This is a genomic window from Cohnella pontilimi, assembly GCF_005049045.1.
GTDB lineage: Bacteria > Bacillota > Bacilli > Paenibacillales > Paenibacillaceae > Cohnella > Cohnella pontilimi.
Genome location: NZ_SUPK01000001.1, coordinates 500,227 through 517,174, shown reverse-complemented (window position 1 = coordinate 517,174; position 16,948 = coordinate 500,227). Strand labels below are relative to the sequence as shown.

General features: G+C 56.9%; 10 protein-coding genes. 9 read left to right on the top strand and 1 reads right to left on the bottom strand.

The window, feature by feature from the left end:
• Positions 1-40 precede the first annotated feature (40 nt).
• Positions 41-877 carry a carbon-nitrogen family hydrolase gene (locus E5161_RS02555; RefSeq protein ID WP_136776097.1) on the top strand — a complete coding sequence of 279 codons (837 nt, stop codon included), beginning with the start codon at positions 41-43 and terminating at the stop codon, positions 875-877.
• 125 nt (positions 878-1,002) lie between these two features.
• Here E5161_RS02555 and E5161_RS02550 read toward each other — a convergent pair whose 3' ends face one another.
• A complete protein-coding gene (locus E5161_RS02550; RefSeq protein WP_136776096.1) occupies positions 1,003-1,902 on the bottom strand; it encodes a LysR family transcriptional regulator in 900 nt (299 codons plus the stop codon).
• A gap of 117 nt (positions 1,903-2,019) precedes the next feature.
• Between E5161_RS02550 and leuC the strand changes: the two genes are divergently transcribed.
• The 8 genes from leuC (at position 2,020) to E5161_RS02510 (ending at position 16,920) form a co-directional block, all read left to right on the top strand.
• Positions 2,020-3,441 carry a 3-isopropylmalate dehydratase large subunit gene (gene leuC, locus E5161_RS02545; protein WP_136776094.1) on the top strand — a complete coding sequence of 474 codons (1,422 nt, stop codon included), beginning with the start codon at positions 2,020-2,022 and terminating at the stop codon, positions 3,439-3,441.
• A gap of 19 nt (positions 3,442-3,460) precedes the next feature.
• Positions 3,461-4,060 carry a 3-isopropylmalate dehydratase small subunit gene (gene leuD / locus E5161_RS02540; protein ID WP_136776092.1) on the top strand — a complete coding sequence of 200 codons (600 nt, stop codon included), beginning with the start codon at positions 3,461-3,463 and terminating at the stop codon, positions 4,058-4,060.
• Between the two features lie 206 nt (positions 4,061-4,266).
• Positions 4,267-5,802 (top strand): N-acetylmuramoyl-L-alanine amidase family protein, encoded by a 1,536-nt coding sequence (locus E5161_RS02535; RefSeq protein ID WP_136776090.1) that lies wholly within the window; start codon positions 4,267-4,269, stop codon positions 5,800-5,802.
• 57 nt (positions 5,803-5,859) lie between these two features.
• Complete coding sequence (locus E5161_RS02530; protein WP_136776089.1) at positions 5,860-8,559, top strand: S-layer homology domain-containing protein; 2,700 nt, start codon at positions 5,860-5,862, stop codon at positions 8,557-8,559.
• Between the two features lie 116 nt (positions 8,560-8,675).
• The gene (gene nth, locus E5161_RS02525; protein WP_136776086.1) at positions 8,676-9,365 is read left to right on the top strand and encodes an endonuclease III; all 690 of its coding nucleotides are present in this window, start codon (positions 8,676-8,678) and stop codon (positions 9,363-9,365) included.
• Positions 9,362-13,042: a dynamin family protein gene (locus E5161_RS02520; RefSeq protein ID WP_136776084.1), complete on the top strand. Its 3,681-nt coding sequence runs from the start codon at positions 9,362-9,364 to the stop codon at positions 13,040-13,042. Before nth ends, E5161_RS02520 begins: the two co-directional genes overlap by 4 nt.
• 279 nt (positions 13,043-13,321) lie before the next feature.
• Positions 13,322-15,124: an ABC transporter ATP-binding protein gene (locus E5161_RS02515; protein ID WP_136776082.1), complete on the top strand. Its 1,803-nt coding sequence runs from the start codon at positions 13,322-13,324 to the stop codon at positions 15,122-15,124.
• Positions 15,121-16,920 (top strand): ABC transporter ATP-binding protein, encoded by a 1,800-nt coding sequence (locus E5161_RS02510; protein ID WP_136776080.1) that lies wholly within the window; start codon positions 15,121-15,123, stop codon positions 16,918-16,920. Before E5161_RS02515 ends, E5161_RS02510 begins: the two co-directional genes overlap by 4 nt.
• Positions 16,921-16,948 lie beyond the last annotated feature (28 nt).

Sequence of the window (16,948 nt, the reverse complement as noted above, 5' to 3'; positions counted from 1 at the left end):
CGGGAAGCCCGTGTTGCCGAGCGATGGCGGATGGAGTACGATGAGAGCATTCAGTCTGATCGATTCGGGAGATGATCGCGTGGCCCATTCACTGCGTCTTGCATTGATTCAAATGAACATCGAAGCCGGAAATCCGGAAAGCAATTTCGCGAAAATGGAACGCCGAATGGAAGAGGTCGTGGCGGGTGAGTTCAAGCCGGATGTGCTCGTGCTGCCGGAAATGTGGAATACCGGCTATGCGCTGGACCGGATCGGAGAACTTGCGGACCCGCGGGGGGAGCGAACGAAAGCGGTAGTCTCGGCGTTTTGCCGCAAGCACAGCGTTACGGTGGTCGCGGGTTCCGTCGCGGAGAAACGGGCGGAAGGCGTGACGAATACGATTCACGTATTTGACAGGAGCGGCACGGAGATTGCGGAATATTCAAAGATCCACTTGTTCCGGCTTATGAACGAGCACCAGCATCTCCTCGCAGGAGAACGGGAAGGACGGTTCGAGCTGGACGGTGTGCCGGCAGCGGCGATGATCTGTTATGACATCCGATTCCCGGAACTGGCGCGGAAACTGGCATTGGGAGGGGCCCAAATCTTGTTCGTGCCGGCCGAATGGCCGCACCCCCGTCTGCATCATTGGCGGACGCTGCTGCAGGCCCGCGCGATCGAGAATCAGATGTTCGTCGTTTCCTGCAACACGGTGGGCGAAAGCGGCGGCTCCAGTTTTTTCGGCCATTCGATGGTCATCGATCCGTGGGGGGAAGTGATCGCGGAGGCGGGAGAAGAAGAGACGATTTTGCGGGCGGAAATCGACATCTCGCTTGTGGAAGAAGTACGCGGCCGTATTCCGGTATTCGAAGATCGCCGTCCGAACTTGTACCTCTAAACGTCGAAACGGCCCAGGCGGCATCCGTGGATGCGCATTGGGCCGTTTATCGTATGCTTCAATCGAGCCAGCCGTTTCGTTCCGCGATCCCGATCGCGTCGATCCGGTTTTTGGAGAGCTCGGCTTTATTTCGGAAACTGCTCCGCATATCGCATGAAGGTTTCGATAAAGGCTTCCGCGGCGTTGGACAAGTAGCGGCCTTTGCGGTAGGCGATCACAAGCGTACGGGTGGGGCGGCCGGCCAAGGACAAAAACATGGGCGAGCGGCCATGCCAATCGCTGCGCGCAATCATCCGGGGCACGAAGGCGATGCCCATGCCGGCGGCAACCAACGCCTGCACCGTGTCGATGTTGCCGCTCTCGAACACGACGTTCGGCACGAAGCCGGCGTCCGAACAAAGCCGGGTGGCGATGGCGCGGAAGCCTTGCCCTTTTTTCAGCAAAATGAACGGCTCATCTCGCAAATCCTCGAGCGGAACGGGCTTTTTGCTGCCGGCAGCAAGCGGGTGGTCCGGCGGAACGGCCAAACAAATTTCCTCTTCAATGATCGGACGATAAGCCAGAGACGGTTCGGTGAGCGGCAAAGAAAGCAGGCTGACGTCTGTGCCTCCCGAGGCGGTGAGCTGTTCCAGCCGTTTGGTCGTTTCCTCCACCAATACGACCTCGATGTCCGGATACGCGTCGCGGAAAGCCGGCAGAACGTTCGGCAGGACATGGGAGCCCGTGATTTGCAGACTGCCCACGACGAGCCGTCCTTTGCGCAGATCGGCCATGTCTTCCATTTCGCGGCGAAGCTGTTCGGTCATATCCACGATTTCCTGCGCTTTGCCCACGAACACCGATCCGGCATGCGTCAGCTCGACGGAATTGGTGCTGCGTTTGAACAGCAGCACGCCCAGTTCCTTTTCCAATTTCGAGATTTGCTGGCTGAGCGACGGCTGGGCGATATGAAGCTTCTCCGCGGCGCGGGAGAAGTTGCGCTCGGCGGCGATTTGTATGGCGTATTGCAATTGTCGGAATTCCATAGACAGCACCCCTCATAGATCAGAACTATTAATATTATAGATATTATATCTTGGATCAATGAACGAGGAAATGCTATGATAAATCCAATTAATAAAGACCTTTTCGGGGTGAAAAACATGAGTAAACAAACGATGTTCGAGAAAATTTGGAACGATCACGTCATCATGGCGGAAGAGGGCAAGCCGAGCATTTTGTATATCGACCTGCACCTCGTTCACGAAGTGACGTCCCCGCAGGCGTTCGAGGGCCTGCGTCTGAGCGGCCGCAAAGTACGCCGTCCGGACCTGACGTTCGCGACGATGGACCACAACGTGCCGACGAAGGACCGCTTCAACATTGCGGATCCGATTTCGAAACAGCAGGTTGACACCTTGACGAAGAACGCCAATGAATTCGGCGTTAAGCTGTACGACCTCAATACCCTCGATCAAGGCGTCGTTCACGTGATGGGACCGGAGCTCGGTTTGACGGCTCCCGGCAAAACGATCGTTTGCGGCGACAGCCATACCTCCACGCACGGCGCGTTCGGAGCACTGGCATTCGGCATCGGGACGAGCGAAGTGGAGCACGTGCTGGCCACCCAATGTCTGCAGCAGGCGAAGCCGAAAACAATGGAAGTCCGTTTCGTCGGCAAGCGCCGTCCGGGCATTACGGCGAAAGACATGATCCTCGGTTTGATCGCCAAGTACGGCACGGACTTCGGAACCGGCTATGTAATGGAGTATACCGGGGAAGCCATTCGCGACTTGTCGATGGAAGAGCGCATGACGGTATGCAATATGTCCATTGAAGCGGGGGCCCGCGCGGGCTTGATCGCTCCGGACGAGAAGACTTACAACTATCTCCGCGGCCGTGAGTATGCGCCGCAGGGAGCCGAGTTCGACCGCGCCGTCGAGCGCTGGAACGCGCTTCGCACGGATGAAGGCGCCGTTTATGACAAAGTCGTGGATTTCGACGTCGATACGCTTGTACCGCAAGTAACCTGGGGTACCAGCCCGGGCATGGGCACCGATATTACGTCGAAAGTTCCGGTGCCGGAACAATTGCCGACCGAGAACGAGCGCAAGGCCGCAGCGGCTGCGCTGGAATACATGGGCCTGAAACCGGGCACTCCCATGACGGAAATTCCGATCGACTATGTGTTCATCGGATCTTGCACGAACGGACGGATTGAGGACCTTCGAGCGGCTGCCGCTGTCGCCAAAGGTTACACGGTCAATCCGAACGTCACCGCCATCGTCGTACCGGGCTCCGGCCGAGTGAAGCTGCAGGCGGAGAAGGAAGGCCTCGACAAAATTTTCACCGAAGCCGGATTTGAATGGCGCGACGCCGGATGCAGCATGTGTCTGGCGATGAACCCCGACGTTCTGCAGCCCGGACAGCGCTGCGCGTCGACCTCCAACCGTAACTTCGAAGGACGTCAAGGCCGCGGAGGCCGCACGCATCTGGTATCGCCGGCTATGGCCGCCGCTGCTGCCGTTGCCGGACGTTTCGTCGACGTACGCGAGTGGGAAATGAAATCCGAAGTAACGGCTTAAGAAAAGGAGGAAACCGAACATGCAGCCTTTTGTGAAAATGACGGGTCTCGTCGCGCCGGTCGACCGGGTGAATGTGGACACCGATGCCATTATTCCGAAACAATTTTTGAAGCGCATCGAGCGGAGCGGCTTCGGCCAATTCCTGTTTTTCGAATGGCGCTGGGATGAGAAGGGGAACGAAATTCCCGAATTCTCCCTGAATCAGCCGCGGTACCAAGGCGCCTCGGTACTGCTTTCCCGCGCCAATTTCGGATGCGGCTCTTCCCGCGAGCACGCGCCTTGGGCGATTTTGGACTACGGCTTCCGCTGCGTGATCGCCCCGTCGTTCGCGGACATTTTTTACAACAACTGCTTTAAAAACGGCATTTTGCCGATCAAGCTCACCGAAGAGCAAGTGGATGAACTGTTCCGGCGTACGGCCGCCAACGAAGGTTATCGTTTGACGGTCGACTTGGAGAGCAAAGTAATCTCCGACGATCAAGGGTTGAGCATTCCGTTCGACCTCGACGAGCACCGTCGTCAGTTCCTGCTGCAAGGCCTTGACGACATCGGCCTGACGCTGAAGCACGAAGAGGCCATCTCGGCATATGAAGCCAAGCGGGCGGCAGCGGGATATTAATCTATCATTTGATTCAAGCGTCATATTTTCGGGTATAAAACAGGCCTTTTGGCACCGAAACGGGAAAATTCGGGCCAAAAGGCCTTTTTTCCCTTTTCTATCGAAACTTTTGCTAGATTCTCACGTCTAAAAATTCGTGGACAAGCCGGAAAGACCGCCGACTTCCGGTACGGTCGACTTAACTCCAACCAACACCGAGGTGAAGCATGAAGAAGTGGATTTCCTTGTTGTCCGTCGCCGTCCTCATTTTATTTGCCAACGTCGGAGGCGCTGCAGCGGCAACTAAGCCGGCCCCGGAACCTAAGCTCTATTTGGACGGGAAGCTGTTAACCGCCAAGGCACCGCCGACCCTGTACAACAGTTCCATGCTGGTGCCGATTCGAATCGTGGCCGAGAATCTGGGTTACAAGGTGAGCTATGACGCCAAGAGCAAAGTGGTGTCTTTGCAGCAAAACTCTTCCTTGATCAAGATGACGGTGAACAACAAGAAAGCGACGGTCAACGGCAAATCCGTCGTGATGAACGAAGTGCCGATTATCCGGTCGGACACCACGCTCATTCCGATCAAATTCGTCGGAGAGCAGCTGGGCCTGCAAATTATTTGGGAAAGTTCGACCAAATCCGCATTTTTGTACACTCCCGCATCGGGCGTGAATACCGGAAGCGGTTCGGGTAACGGCGGTACGGGAGCCGATGCCGGAACAGATTCCGGTAACGTATCGGGCAACGGCGGCAACGGAACCCCGCCGGCAGACGGCGGATTGATCGGCGTCGTCGACCCTGCGGACGGCACGGGCACCAATGGCGGAACAACGCCCGTCGCCGCACAGGCGCATCTGCATCAAATTCGTTATGAGACCGATGCCGTCGTGCTCGGTTATGACGGAATCATCGCTCCGACGACCAACGTGCTGGCCGGTCCCGACCGGATCGTGGTCGATTTGCCGAATACGGAATTCGCGGCGGACTTCACGGCGGACAACGCTCCGGTTTTTGCGAACGGACTTCCGGGCGTCGGCCAAATCGCGGAGCTTGCGGTTGCCGGACATGAAGCGCTGCAAAAGATTCGTTTTTCGAACTACGCGGACAACCCCAAAACGGTTCGCGTCGTTCTCGACCTGAACCAACGGTGGAACTACCAGTTGGCCAACAATGCTTTGAGTGGAGAAATCCGGATCCAGCTCAGCAAACCGGAACCGAAAGACGGCCGTGTGACCATTGTTCTCGACGCCGGCCACGGAGGAAGCGACCCGGGGGCGCCAAGCGTAGTCGGACGGTGGGAGAAGGAATTCAACCTGATCATCGTCAAAAAAGTCAAAGCGCTGCTGGAGAACGATCCGAACATTAATCTCGTGCTCACTCGCGAGTCGGACGTTTATCCTACGCTCGACGACCGGGTGAATTTGGCCAATTCGTTAAATGCGGATTTGTTCCTTTCCGTGCACGCCAACAGCTACTATAAGGCAACGAATGGTACGGAAACGTACTATACACGTGCGGACAGCTTGGCATTTACGAAATTGCTGCACAAGAACGCGGTAGCCGCGACAGGCTTCAAAGATGGCGGAGTACGCACCGCAAATTTCAAAGTGATCAAGTACACGACGATGCCCGCTGCGCTGCTGGAAGTCGGCTATTTGTCCAACGATAACGACGGACCTAAGCTGTTTACGGAAGCTTTACAGGATCGGGTGGCGGCAGCCATCGCGACTTCCTTCAAGCAATACTTCAATTTGCCGTAATACCAACCGGCCCTCTTCGGGGGGCCGGCATATCTGTATCAGGGGAGAGAAACCGGTATGGAAACGAACGCTTCATTCAAAAGAACGGCGATGGTAATCGCGCTCGCGGCATTCGTGTGGACCGGAACGACTTGGTCCGCATCGGGCGTCTCGGCCGCCGCGCCCGTGTTCAGCGACGTGAAGGGTCACTGGGCGGAGAAAGACATGGTGAAGCTCGCGCTTCAAAACATCATTAAAGGCAACGAGGGCAAATTTCGGCCGAACGATTCGATCCGGAGGGAAGACGCGGTCATCGTTGCCTTGAAGTTCATGGGTTTGGCCGACAATATTTCCGTCGGCGGTTCCATCGCTTTCCCGTCGTCGTTTCAGGTCGACGACTATGCCAAGCCATACATAGTAGAAGCATTTAAGCAGAAGATTTTGTTGGCCGACGAAGAATATGCGCTCGCCAATCAGGAGAAGGGCAAGCCTTGGGGCAAAACGAACGCGTCCCGGGAATGGGTGGCCCGGTTGCTCGTTCGCGCCATCGGCAAAGAGTCGGCGGCCGCAGACAACGCCGGCAAAGCCACCGCTTTTTCCGATAACGCGAAAATGGAAGCGAATCTCCGCCCCTACGTGCTGACCGCCGTTGAGCAAGGGCTGGTCAGCGGGGTGACACCGACCACATTCGAGCCGAAATCGCCGATCACAAGAGCCGCGATCGCCAAGCTGTTCAGCAAGGCGGAATCCAAAATCAACGTCGCCTATTCCGGCCAAGTATATGGAACCTTACTCACTTCGGACAGCGGCAAATTGAGCCTGCTGCTCGATAATGGGACCATTGTGGATTATACGATTTCCGCATCCGCGATGATTACCCGCTTCGACTCGGACAAAGCGGTTCCCGCTGCAACATTGAAACCGTACAGTAAAACGATGCTGATTAAAGCGGAGGACGGATCCGTCGGATACGTCGAGCAGCTGGACAATCAAACGTACGTTACCACGTTGGAAGGAACGTTCAGCAAGCTGACGGCTACGACTTCCTCGGTATGGTTATCGGTAGACGATGGATTCAAAGATTACAAATACGACAAAAACTACGAACCCGTCGTGACCGACGCGCAAGGAAAGAAGATTGCGCTGGCGGACATCCCGGCAGACGCCCAGGTGACGCTGATCGTCGACAAGGTGCGTGCCGAGCCGAAGATTCTAGCCATTTCCGTGAAACAGTCCGTCGTCAATAAGAACGGCAGCGGAATCGTGACCGCTTGGAATCCGGCATCCGGAAGCCTGGAAGTGGCCGACACGTCTACATCCGAAACGACGAAGTTGACCGTTTCTCCGACCGCCACGTTTAAACAGGGAGACGTGTTCGTCAAAGCCGACCAGCTGAAAACCGGCGACATGATCTCCTACGAGGTGAAGTCGGGGGTCGTCGTCAGCGTTCAGATGGCCAAACCTGCTCAGACGACCGTCACCGGTACGTTCGACAGCTATGTGAAAGATCGGGATACGATTCTGTTTACCGTGAATGGCAGCTTGAGCGCCAAGTTCCTGGCTTCCGGCGCTGCCGTCCGGATCACCGGCATGCAGGATGCGACCGTCGCGGATCTGCAAAAGGGGGATACGGTCACCCTTACTTTGGACTCAGCCGACAAGGTGTCTCAAATTACGGTTACCGGCCGGAACGTGGAAACGATGATGGGCGCGACTGTCGCCGGTTATGTGGCTGGCACCAAGACGCTTTCGTTGATTGACGCGAGCGGCAAACCGCGCAATTTGATCCTGGTTCCGAATGTCCGATACGACTTAAACGGGCAGTCGCTTTCCGCCGAAACCGCGCTGCCGCTCATCACGGTGCCGGGTAAAAAGCTGATGGTGAGCTTTAGCGGTGAGAATGCGGTATACGTATCGATCGTGGCCAAATATACCGGTACGGTGCTGGAAAACAATACAACCGCCAAAACGCTGAAATTGCAGGTCGGCGCCAATACGGTCACGCTGCCGTACACATATCCTGTTGTGGAGATCTACGGACAAACCTCTTCTTCCTATACGCAAGTGAATGTCGGGGATCAAGTCAGCGCTTTGCTCAACGGCTCGCAGGATCAGGCCTCGGCCATTCAGGTGCACAAGCGCGCGCAATTTGAGGTCGTTTCGGTAGACGCTGCCGCACTCAAGCTTCGGGCCCAAAAAACCGGAACCTCCGTCGTGGAAGAATGGGTGCTCCCGTCCAACGTCGTGCTGCAGGACGAGAACGGCACCGCAAAGCCGCTCTCCCAGTTCTCCGCCGGCATGTTGGTGAACATCTCGTTCCAGGGCAAAACACCGAGCGTGATCAAAAACGCCAGGTTGGCATTCGGCAAAGTCGTTTCCGTAAACGCGTCGGCTTCTACCATCAATATAGAGCTGAGCAACGGAACGACCGTCACCAAGTCCGTGGGCGGATCTCCGGTTATTGTTCGGGATAACGTCTCGCTTGGCTCTCTTTCCGTGATCCAACCGGAAGACCGGGTAGAAATTCGTCAGGACGAGAACGACCGGATCTTCGTGGAGGTCATCCCCGTGCTTCGCAAATACTTCTGGAAATATAGCGCGGGGTCGCAATCGATCGATGTCAAAAGATCGACGCTGGACGAAAATTATACGTATGCGCTGCACGCGCAGGCGTATATCCATCAGGGCGCCGCGCTGCTGAATCCGACGGATTTGAAAGACGACGACGTCATTTCCCTCTATATTCTTCGAGGTAAAGTCGTGGAAATCGCGAAATAATGAACGCGCAAGAGGCCGCCTTCGGGCGGCTATTCTTTTTTGGGGGGAATATTGCCGGGTGGGCGAAGTTTCGTTAAACTTGGGAGGAACGATCAGGATAGGAGAGCCGAAAAAGCATGAATGCCATCAAGATGAGGCACATTTTGGACACGATTGCCGAAATGTTCCCGGATGCGAAGTGCGAGTTGAATCACCGCAACCCGTTCGAACTTGTCATTGCCGTATTGCTGTCGGCCCAATGCACGGACGAGACGGTGAACAAGGTGACCGCTTCGCTATTTGATAAATATAAGACGCCGCAAGACTATTTGAACGTGCCGCTGGAAGAGCTGGAGAACGATATCCGCAGGATCGGCCTGTTCCGCAATAAAGCGGCCAACATCCAGAAGCTGTGCCGTATTTTGCTGGACAAATACGAAGGAGAAGTGCCGCGGGAGCACGAAGCGCTCACCGAGCTGCCCGGCGTCGGGCGAAAGACAGCGAATGTCGTGATGTCGAATGCGTTCGATGTTCCGGCGATCGCCGTGGACACGCATGTCGAACGAGTTTCGAAGCGGCTTGGCGCCGCCAAGCCGGACGATTCCGTGCTGGAAGTCGAGAAGAAGCTGATGAAACTCGTCCCCCGCGACGAATGGACGATTACGCACCATCGGCTTATTTTTTTCGGCCGTTATCATTGCAAGGCGCAAAATCCGAAGTGCGAAGTGTGTCCGCTGCTGGATCATTGTAAGGAAGGCAAGGCCCGAATGAAAGCGGCATTGCGCAAAACACCTGTGAAAAAAACGAAAAGGAGCGCGACATCTTGAATCGACTCGATTGGACCGCTCCAGAGCAAAATAAAACCCCTCAACATACCGAATCCATGCGTTCGGCATTGGACAGAATGGCGGACTATGTCCAAGAGAGAGGCGACGCTGATCTCGCCGTCAAGTTTCGCGAACTCGAGGCCAAATTGGGCAAAGGCCTGCTGACGGTCGCTTTTTGCGGACATTTCTCGGCCGGCAAGTCGACGCTGGTGAACGCGCTGTGCGGTGCGTCGCTGCTGCCGTCGTCCCCGATCCCGACCAGCGCCAATGTCGTGACCGTCGTGAACGGGGAGCCGTCCGCACGGATGACGTTTCGTGACCGAAGCGGCAACGTATCGCTGGAGCGGGAAATTCCGGTGCAAGACTTGCACGGTTTTGCAATAGACGGAGAAGGTGTAGCTTCCATCGACGTTTCGTATCCGGTTTCGATTCTGGGAGACCGGATGGCGATCGTGGATACGCCGGGCGTCGATTCCACCGATTCGGCCCACCGGGCGGCGACGGAATCCGCCCTCCATCTCGCGGACGTCGTGTTCTACGTAACGGACTACAATCATGTCCTCTCGGACGTAAATTTCCGCTTTCTTCGAGCTTTGGCGGAATGGGATAAACCGACTTATGTGATCGTGAACCAAATCGATAAGCACCGGGAAGAGGAAGTCACGTTTGAAGCTTTCCGTGAAGGCCTCCAACAAGCGATGGAAACGTGGCGGATCGAACCGGCCGGATTTCTGTTTTTGTCGTTAAGGCAGCCGGACCACCCGTTGTCACAATGGGAAGAGCTGCTGTCTCTGCTGCGGAAGCTGCAGCCGATGCGCGAGGTGCTGACGGCCCGTTCGGCGGAACGGTCGGCCCGCTATTTGGCGGAGCAGTTCCGGGAAACGCTGTATGTGCGTAACCGGGAAGCGAGAGAGCTGCTGCAGGAGCAGCTGGGCGACGCCGCCGACACGTTGGCCGAGCTTGCCGCCCTGCGGGAGCAATTGAACCGTGAGCTAGAAGCCGTGAGTTCCTCATCGGCCAGAAAGCAGGACACCATCCGCGAGGAGCTTGAACGGCTGCTGTCCAACGCCAACCTCACGCCCGCGGAGACGAGAGACAAAGCGAGAGACGTGCTGGAGAGCTTGCAGCCCGGCTTCAAGGTCGGGTGGCTGGCCGGCGCGGCCAAAAACGAAGCGGAGCGGGAAAGGCGCCTTGCGTTTCTAACGGATGACGTGAACCGGCAAATTACGGCTCATGTGAACGGCCACGCCCGAGAGCTGCTTCGCCATGCGGCGCACGAAGCCGGCTGGGAAGGCGAGGCGATGGAAGCGTCCTTGGAGGAAGCGTTCGAGCCGGTATCTGCCGAATGGCTGCGCAGCCGGGTGAAGCCGGGCATGGGCGCCGACGGGCAAGCGACGCTGCAGTATGCTTCCGAGATCAGTTCCGACATCCGAAGTTATTATCGGAGACAGGCTTTGAAGTGGATGGAAGCGAACCTGGAACCGATGTGGGCGCCGGAACGGGAACGGATGGAAGCGGATTTGCGGCGGAAATTGGCCGAATTGTCCGTACGGGAGCAGGCGGCGGCCGCGCTTTACGAGCTGGAGGCAGCGGAAAGGGCGGAGACGGATCGTTTGCTTACCCTGCTGCCCGCGGATTCTGCAGCTGAATCCGCGGAGCTCCCGAAGCCGGCCGCACTTCAAACGCAACCGGTCTCCGGAATCCGTGCATCCGTCGAAGAAACTTCGATCGAACCAACTCCGCAGCGTCCGATTGCCGGGCCGGAGTTCCGGCTGGGCGCGTCAGGCGGGGCGGCCGAGCTGCTGGAGAGGGCCGCTCGAGTCCTATCGCCGCTGCCGGCGCTCGCGAAAACCGCCGACAGCCTGAAGGCCACGGCCGCCCGTTATCGGAACAAACGGTTCACGATCGCTTTGTTCGGGGCGTTCAGCGCGGGCAAATCGTCTTTCGCGAACGCCTTGGTCGGCGTGCCGGCGCTGCCGGTCTCGCCGAATCCGACGACGGCGACCATCAATCGCATTGTGGCACCGACTGAACAATTTCCGGACGGTTCGGCACTCGTGACGATGAAGACGAAGGAAGCGCTTCTGGATGATATTCGGTTTTCGCTGCGTCGTCTGGGAATTGCACAGACAAATATTGATTCGGCAGGGGATGCCGCAGGCGAACTTCTTTCCTTAGCCGGGAAAATGTCGCCGGATGAAGTGCATCCGCGGGGCAAGCCTCATTTGTCTTTTCTTCGCGCAGCGTTGGACGGCTGGTCCCGCTACGCGGAGCTGCTCGGCACCCGATTCCGGGCGGAAGGGGAAGATTACCGCCGGTACGCGGCGGAAGAACAAGCCTCCTGCTTTGTGGCGGAGATCGACTTATTCGTCGATTCGCCGTTGACGCGCGGAGGCGCCGTTCTCGTGGACACGCCAGGAGCGGACTCGATCAACGCCCGTCATACGGGCGTGGCCTTCGAGTACATCAAGAACGCCGACGCTGTTCTATTCGTGACATATTACAACCACGCGTTCACGGAAGCCGACCGGCAGTTTTTGAACCAGCTCGGCAGTGTGAAGGACGTATTCGAGCTTGATAAAATGTTTTTCGTGATCAACGCAGCCGATCTCGCGGCGTCGGAGAGCGAGCTGCAGGCGGTGAAGGATCACGTGGCGGGGCAGCTTCTCAAGCACGGGATCCGCAGCCCGCGGCTGTTCGGCGTATCCAGCCTGAACGGCTTGCAAGCAAAGCGGGCCGGAAATTCGGAATTGTTGGCATCGTCCGGCCTTGCCGCGTTCGAGCAATCGTTCCGCCGGTTCGCGGAATCCGAATTGGGCGGTCTGGCGACCGCCTCCGCCCGCAAGGAAGTGGAACGCGCCGGCAAACAGCTGGATGCCTGGCTGCAATCGGCTTCCGCGGATGCGGCAACACGCGAGGCACAGGCGAAGCAGCTGCTGCAGCAGGCGGAGCGTTGGCGGGAGCAAGAGGGGGCGGAGCTTCCGGCCGCCGCGGTTCAGCCGCTGCTGCAGGAAGCGGCCGAGCAGCTGTATCACCTAAGACAACGGGTGCGATACCGGTACACGGAACATTTTAAAACCGCTTTTCACCCATCCATCCTGCAGGACGACGGCCGGGATTTGAAAAAAATGCTCGCCGCCTGCTGGGACGATCTGAAGCGAAGCGTCGGCGAGGACTTGCTGCAGGAATTGCGCACCTCGGGCTTGAGACTGGAGCTTCTGCTCCGGCGCACCGTGGAAGAGAAAATCGCGGCTGCCGCTTCCACTTTGGCCGCGCAAGGTTTCATGGCCGAGACACCGGCCCTTCCCGCGATCGAGCTGCCTTATGTAGATCCGTTTGCAGATGGACCGCAGATGGAGATCAAACGGTTGTGGCAGTCGTTTAAGTCGCCGAAACACTTTTTCGAGAATGACGGCAGTACGGCGCTTCGCGACGAAACGGCCGATCTGTTGTTCCGCTTTGCGGATGAACGTCTGGACCGTTTGAAACGGCAGTGGGACGATAAAATCCAAGCTTGGCTGCAATCTTCCTTGACGATGGCGTATGCGGAACTCTCGCGCGATTTGGCATCCTATGCGCAAAGCTTGGGCGAGTCCATGTTCCGGCCGGAAGAGCGGCAGAAGCTGCTTGAGATCCAGGCGGAATGGCGAGACATCGCAACCGAAAAAACAGGCTGAGAAGCCGGTCGGTCAAATAGGTATTCAATCATGCTTTCTTCCTTCGAAATTGCGATGGAAGAAAGCTTTTTTTGTGGCAACTGCATCGATATTCCCGGATTGGAAGCAAATGAAGGATTTTCCGCGGCAAAGCCGACGATTTGGGAGAATTCGCTAGGTCGGCAGCTATTTTGAAGCGTTAATCCTGCTTTACAGGTAAATAAGCGATATTTACACGATTGCCGGAAGGAGCAAATGGGTTTAAACTCCCATGGTAAGCAGCGAGAGGAGGCCCGTTTTTTGGACATTTTTCGTGGTTTGAAGTCGTTTTACTGGCAAGACAAACCGTTTTTACTGGGTTCCGTGCTGGGGCTCGCAGCTGCGACGGCGCTCGGGTTGGTGTATCCGTTGCTGCTGCGCACCTTGATCGACGACATGATTCTGAAAGGCAAGTATGAAGGCGTGCTTCAGCTGGCCCTTCTGGCGGTCGGGATCGTCATCGTCAAAGCTATCTCCCAGTTTGTGTCGGGCTTCAGCGGCAGCAGACTGGGCAACAGGCTGGCGTATCGCATGCGCAACGCTTGTTATGCCAAGCTGCAGGAGTTATCCTTCTCCTTCTACGATACGGCGCGGACGGGCGATCTCATGTCCCGGCTCACCGCCGACATCGAAGGCATTCGCCAATTTCTCGGTTTCGGCTTGGCGCAGCTTTTAAACACGGTTTTTCTTGTTTTATTCGGCTTCGGCATGATGTTTTTCCTCGATTGGAAATTGACGCTGCTCATTGTGATCATTATTCCGGTTCTTTGCTTTGTGGCGATCCGGTTCGAACAGCAAATCCATCCCGTATTCCGCTCCATTCGCAGCGCTGTGGGCCGGCTGACGACCAGCGTTCAGGAAAACGTGACGGGTGTTCGCACGGTCAAATCGTTCGCGCGGGAGCCTTTCGAAGTAGACAAATTTTCTGTAAACAATACCGAATACAGCGAGCGGAACGTGGAAATCGCGGGCGTGTGGGCCCGGTATTTTCCGGCCATGGAGTTCATCGCCAACTTCAGCGTCGTGCTGCTGACGGTCGTCGGCGGCTGGCGGGTGATCGAAGGCCAGATGACGTTGGGCGATTTGGTCGCGATGTCCAGCATGCTGGGCATCATCGTAGCCCCGCTCTGGACGCTGGGCTTCATCATCAACAACTATACGATGTCCAAAGCGTCGGGGGAGCGGCTGCTCGAGCTGCTGAACCAGCCGGTGGCGGTCCGCAACGAGGAATCTTGCCTTATCCTGGACGATGAAGCGGTGAAAGGACATATCCGGTTTGATGATGTCAGCTTCCGGTACGCAAGCCGGGAAGATCAGCCGAGCGCATTGGCCGGATTTGATCTGGACGCTCCGCAAGGATCCGTGATCGGCATATTGGGCGGCACCGGTTCAGGCAAATCGACGGCGGTCGGCTTGCTGCTGAGAGCCTATGATGTGGGAGAAGGTTCCCTTACGCTGGACGGTGTGGACATCCGCCACTTGGAGCTTCAAAGTCTTCGCCGCCAAATCTCGATCGTATTCCAAGAGTCGTTCCTTTTCTCGACCACCATTAAAGAAAATATATCGTACGGCGTCCCGGAAGCCACGATGGAGGAGATCGTGGAAGCGGCCAAATTGGCGATGGCGGACGACTTCATCCGCGAGCTGCCGCAAGGCTACGATACGATTGTGGGCGAGCGGGGAATGGGACTGTCCGGCGGACAAAAACAGCGGATTGCGATCGCCCGCGCTTTTCTCCGCAATCCGAAAGTGCTCATTCTCGACGACTCGACCAGCGCGCTGGATATGGAAACGGAACAAGAAATTCAGCAGTCGCTGCGTCAGGTCATGAAGGGACGCACCACCTTCATCATCGCCCACCGGATCTCTTCGCTCCGCCATGCGGACGAGATTATCGTGCTCGACCGCGGCCGCATCGCACAGCGCGGCAAACACGAGAAGCTTCTCCGGCAGCCGGGCTTATATAGGGAAACCTACCGGATTCAATTCGCCGACCGTCCGGAGGAGCTGGATCAAGCTCCGCTTGACGCAGCGGCGGGCGCGGAAAGGAGAGTGACGGGATGAGCCGCCAATTCGTGTACCAAGACGACGAACTGATCGCCAAGCCGTTTAACTGGACGCAAATGGGCAGATTGCTGGGCTACGTCCGTCCGTATCGTAAGGGAGTCGCGAAGGTCGTTTTCGTCATGACCGCATTCGGTATGATCTCGCGTCTGGCGATCCCGCTGCTCATGAGCATCGCGATCGACCGGGCGATCCGTCCGAAAGACGGTCCGGGCAGCGTCAGCCTGCTGCTGTGGCTCGTCGCCGGCATGCTGTTTCTATACGGTCTTCGTTGGTGGGCGCAGCATTACACGATCCACCATACGAACGTGATCGGCCAGAAAGTCATTTTCGATCTGCGATCCGCGCTGTTCAAGCATATCCAGTCTCTCTCTTTCCGGTTTTTCGATAAAAGACCGGCAGGTTCCGTACTGGTAAGGGTCACCAATGACGTCAATTCGCTGCAGGATATGTTATCAAACGGCGTTGTAAACTCGGTCATCGATATCGCCCAACTGACGGGCATTACGATCATTTTGCTGGCGCTTAATTTCAAACTCGGCTTGGCCGTCATGATCACCGTGCCGATCATGTTTGTCGTATCCTCCTCGCTGCGCAAAAGAATTCGTCATGCGTGGCAGGTTGTGCGGATCAAGCAGTCGCGCATCAATGCCCACTTGAACGAATCGATACAGGGCATGAGAGTGACGCAGGCGTTCGCGCAGGAAAAAGAAAACATGTCGTTCTTCGACGGCATGAACAAGAGCAATATCCGTTCGTGGAACCGGGCTTCGGCCCTGAACCAGACGTTCGGCCCGGTGATCGAAGTGACGTCGGCGATCGGCACGCTGATCCTCATTTTATACGGTTCCTATTTGATCCAGTCGGGCATCATGACCGTCGGCGTATTGGTGGCGTTCGTATCTTATGTGGGCAGCTTCTGGGAGCCGATCACGAGACTCGGCATGATGTATTCGCAGGTGCTGATCTCCATGTCGTCGACGGAACGAATTTTCGAGTTTATGGATGAGAAGCCGGCCGTTCCGGAAAAGGAAAATGCACAGCGCATGCCTGATATACGCGGCGATGTGCGGCTGGAGAACATCACCTTCGGATACGAACTGGATCGTCCCGCGCTCAAGGGCATCGACCTCGACGTAAAAGCGGGTATGTCGGTCGCGCTGGTCGGGCATACGGGATCCGGCAAAAGTACGATCATTAACCTGTTGTGCCGTTTCTACGATACGATAGAGGGACGCGTGATGGTGGACGGCATCGACGTGCGTGACGTGACGCTGGAGAGCCTGCGCTCCCAGATCGGGATCGTGCTGCAGGATACGTTCATTTTCTCGGGTACGATCCGGGATAATATTCGCTACGGCCGTCCCGATGCCACGGATGCCGAAGTAGAAGCCGCCGCCCGGTCGGTGAGGGCGCATGACTTCATCATGCATTTGCCGGACGGCTACGATACGGAAGTGCAGGAGCGGGGCAATGCGCTGTCGGTCGGTCAGCGGCAGTTGATTTCGTTCGCACGTGCGCTGCTTGCGGATCCGAAAATCTTGATCCTGGACGAAGCGACCGCCAGCATCGATACGGAAACGGAGCTGCGCATTCAGGAAGCGCTCGGCACGCTGCTGGAAGGCCGCACCTCGTTCATCGTGGCGCACCGTTTGTCGACGATCCGGAATGCGGACCGCATCATCGTGCTGGATCACGGGGTCATCGTCGAAGAGGGCAATCACGAAGAACTGATGAAGCGCCCGGGCCACTACCGCAACCTGGTGGACGCGCAATACCGCTTTCTAAGCGCATAATTCATCCTTATACACCGCAAAAACCGTC

Coding starts and splice junctions, on each gene's coding strand:
- E5161_RS02550 (WP_136776096.1), bottom strand. CDS start 1,902: ATGGAATTCCGACAATTGCAATACGCCATACAAATCGCCGCCGAGCGC.
- leuC (WP_136776094.1), top strand. CDS start 2,020: ATGAGTAAACAAACGATGTTCGAGAAAATTTGGAACGATCACGTCATC.
- E5161_RS02535 (WP_136776090.1), top strand. CDS start 4,267: ATGAAGAAGTGGATTTCCTTGTTGTCCGTCGCCGTCCTCATTTTATTT.
- nth (WP_136776086.1), top strand. CDS start 8,676: ATGAATGCCATCAAGATGAGGCACATTTTGGACACGATTGCCGAAATG.
- leuD (WP_136776092.1), top strand. CDS start 3,461: ATGCAGCCTTTTGTGAAAATGACGGGTCTCGTCGCGCCGGTCGACCGG.
- E5161_RS02555 (WP_136776097.1), top strand. CDS start 41: ATGAGAGCATTCAGTCTGATCGATTCGGGAGATGATCGCGTGGCCCAT.
- E5161_RS02510 (WP_136776080.1), top strand. CDS start 15,121: ATGAGCCGCCAATTCGTGTACCAAGACGACGAACTGATCGCCAAGCCG.
- E5161_RS02530 (WP_136776089.1), top strand. CDS start 5,860: ATGGAAACGAACGCTTCATTCAAAAGAACGGCGATGGTAATCGCGCTC.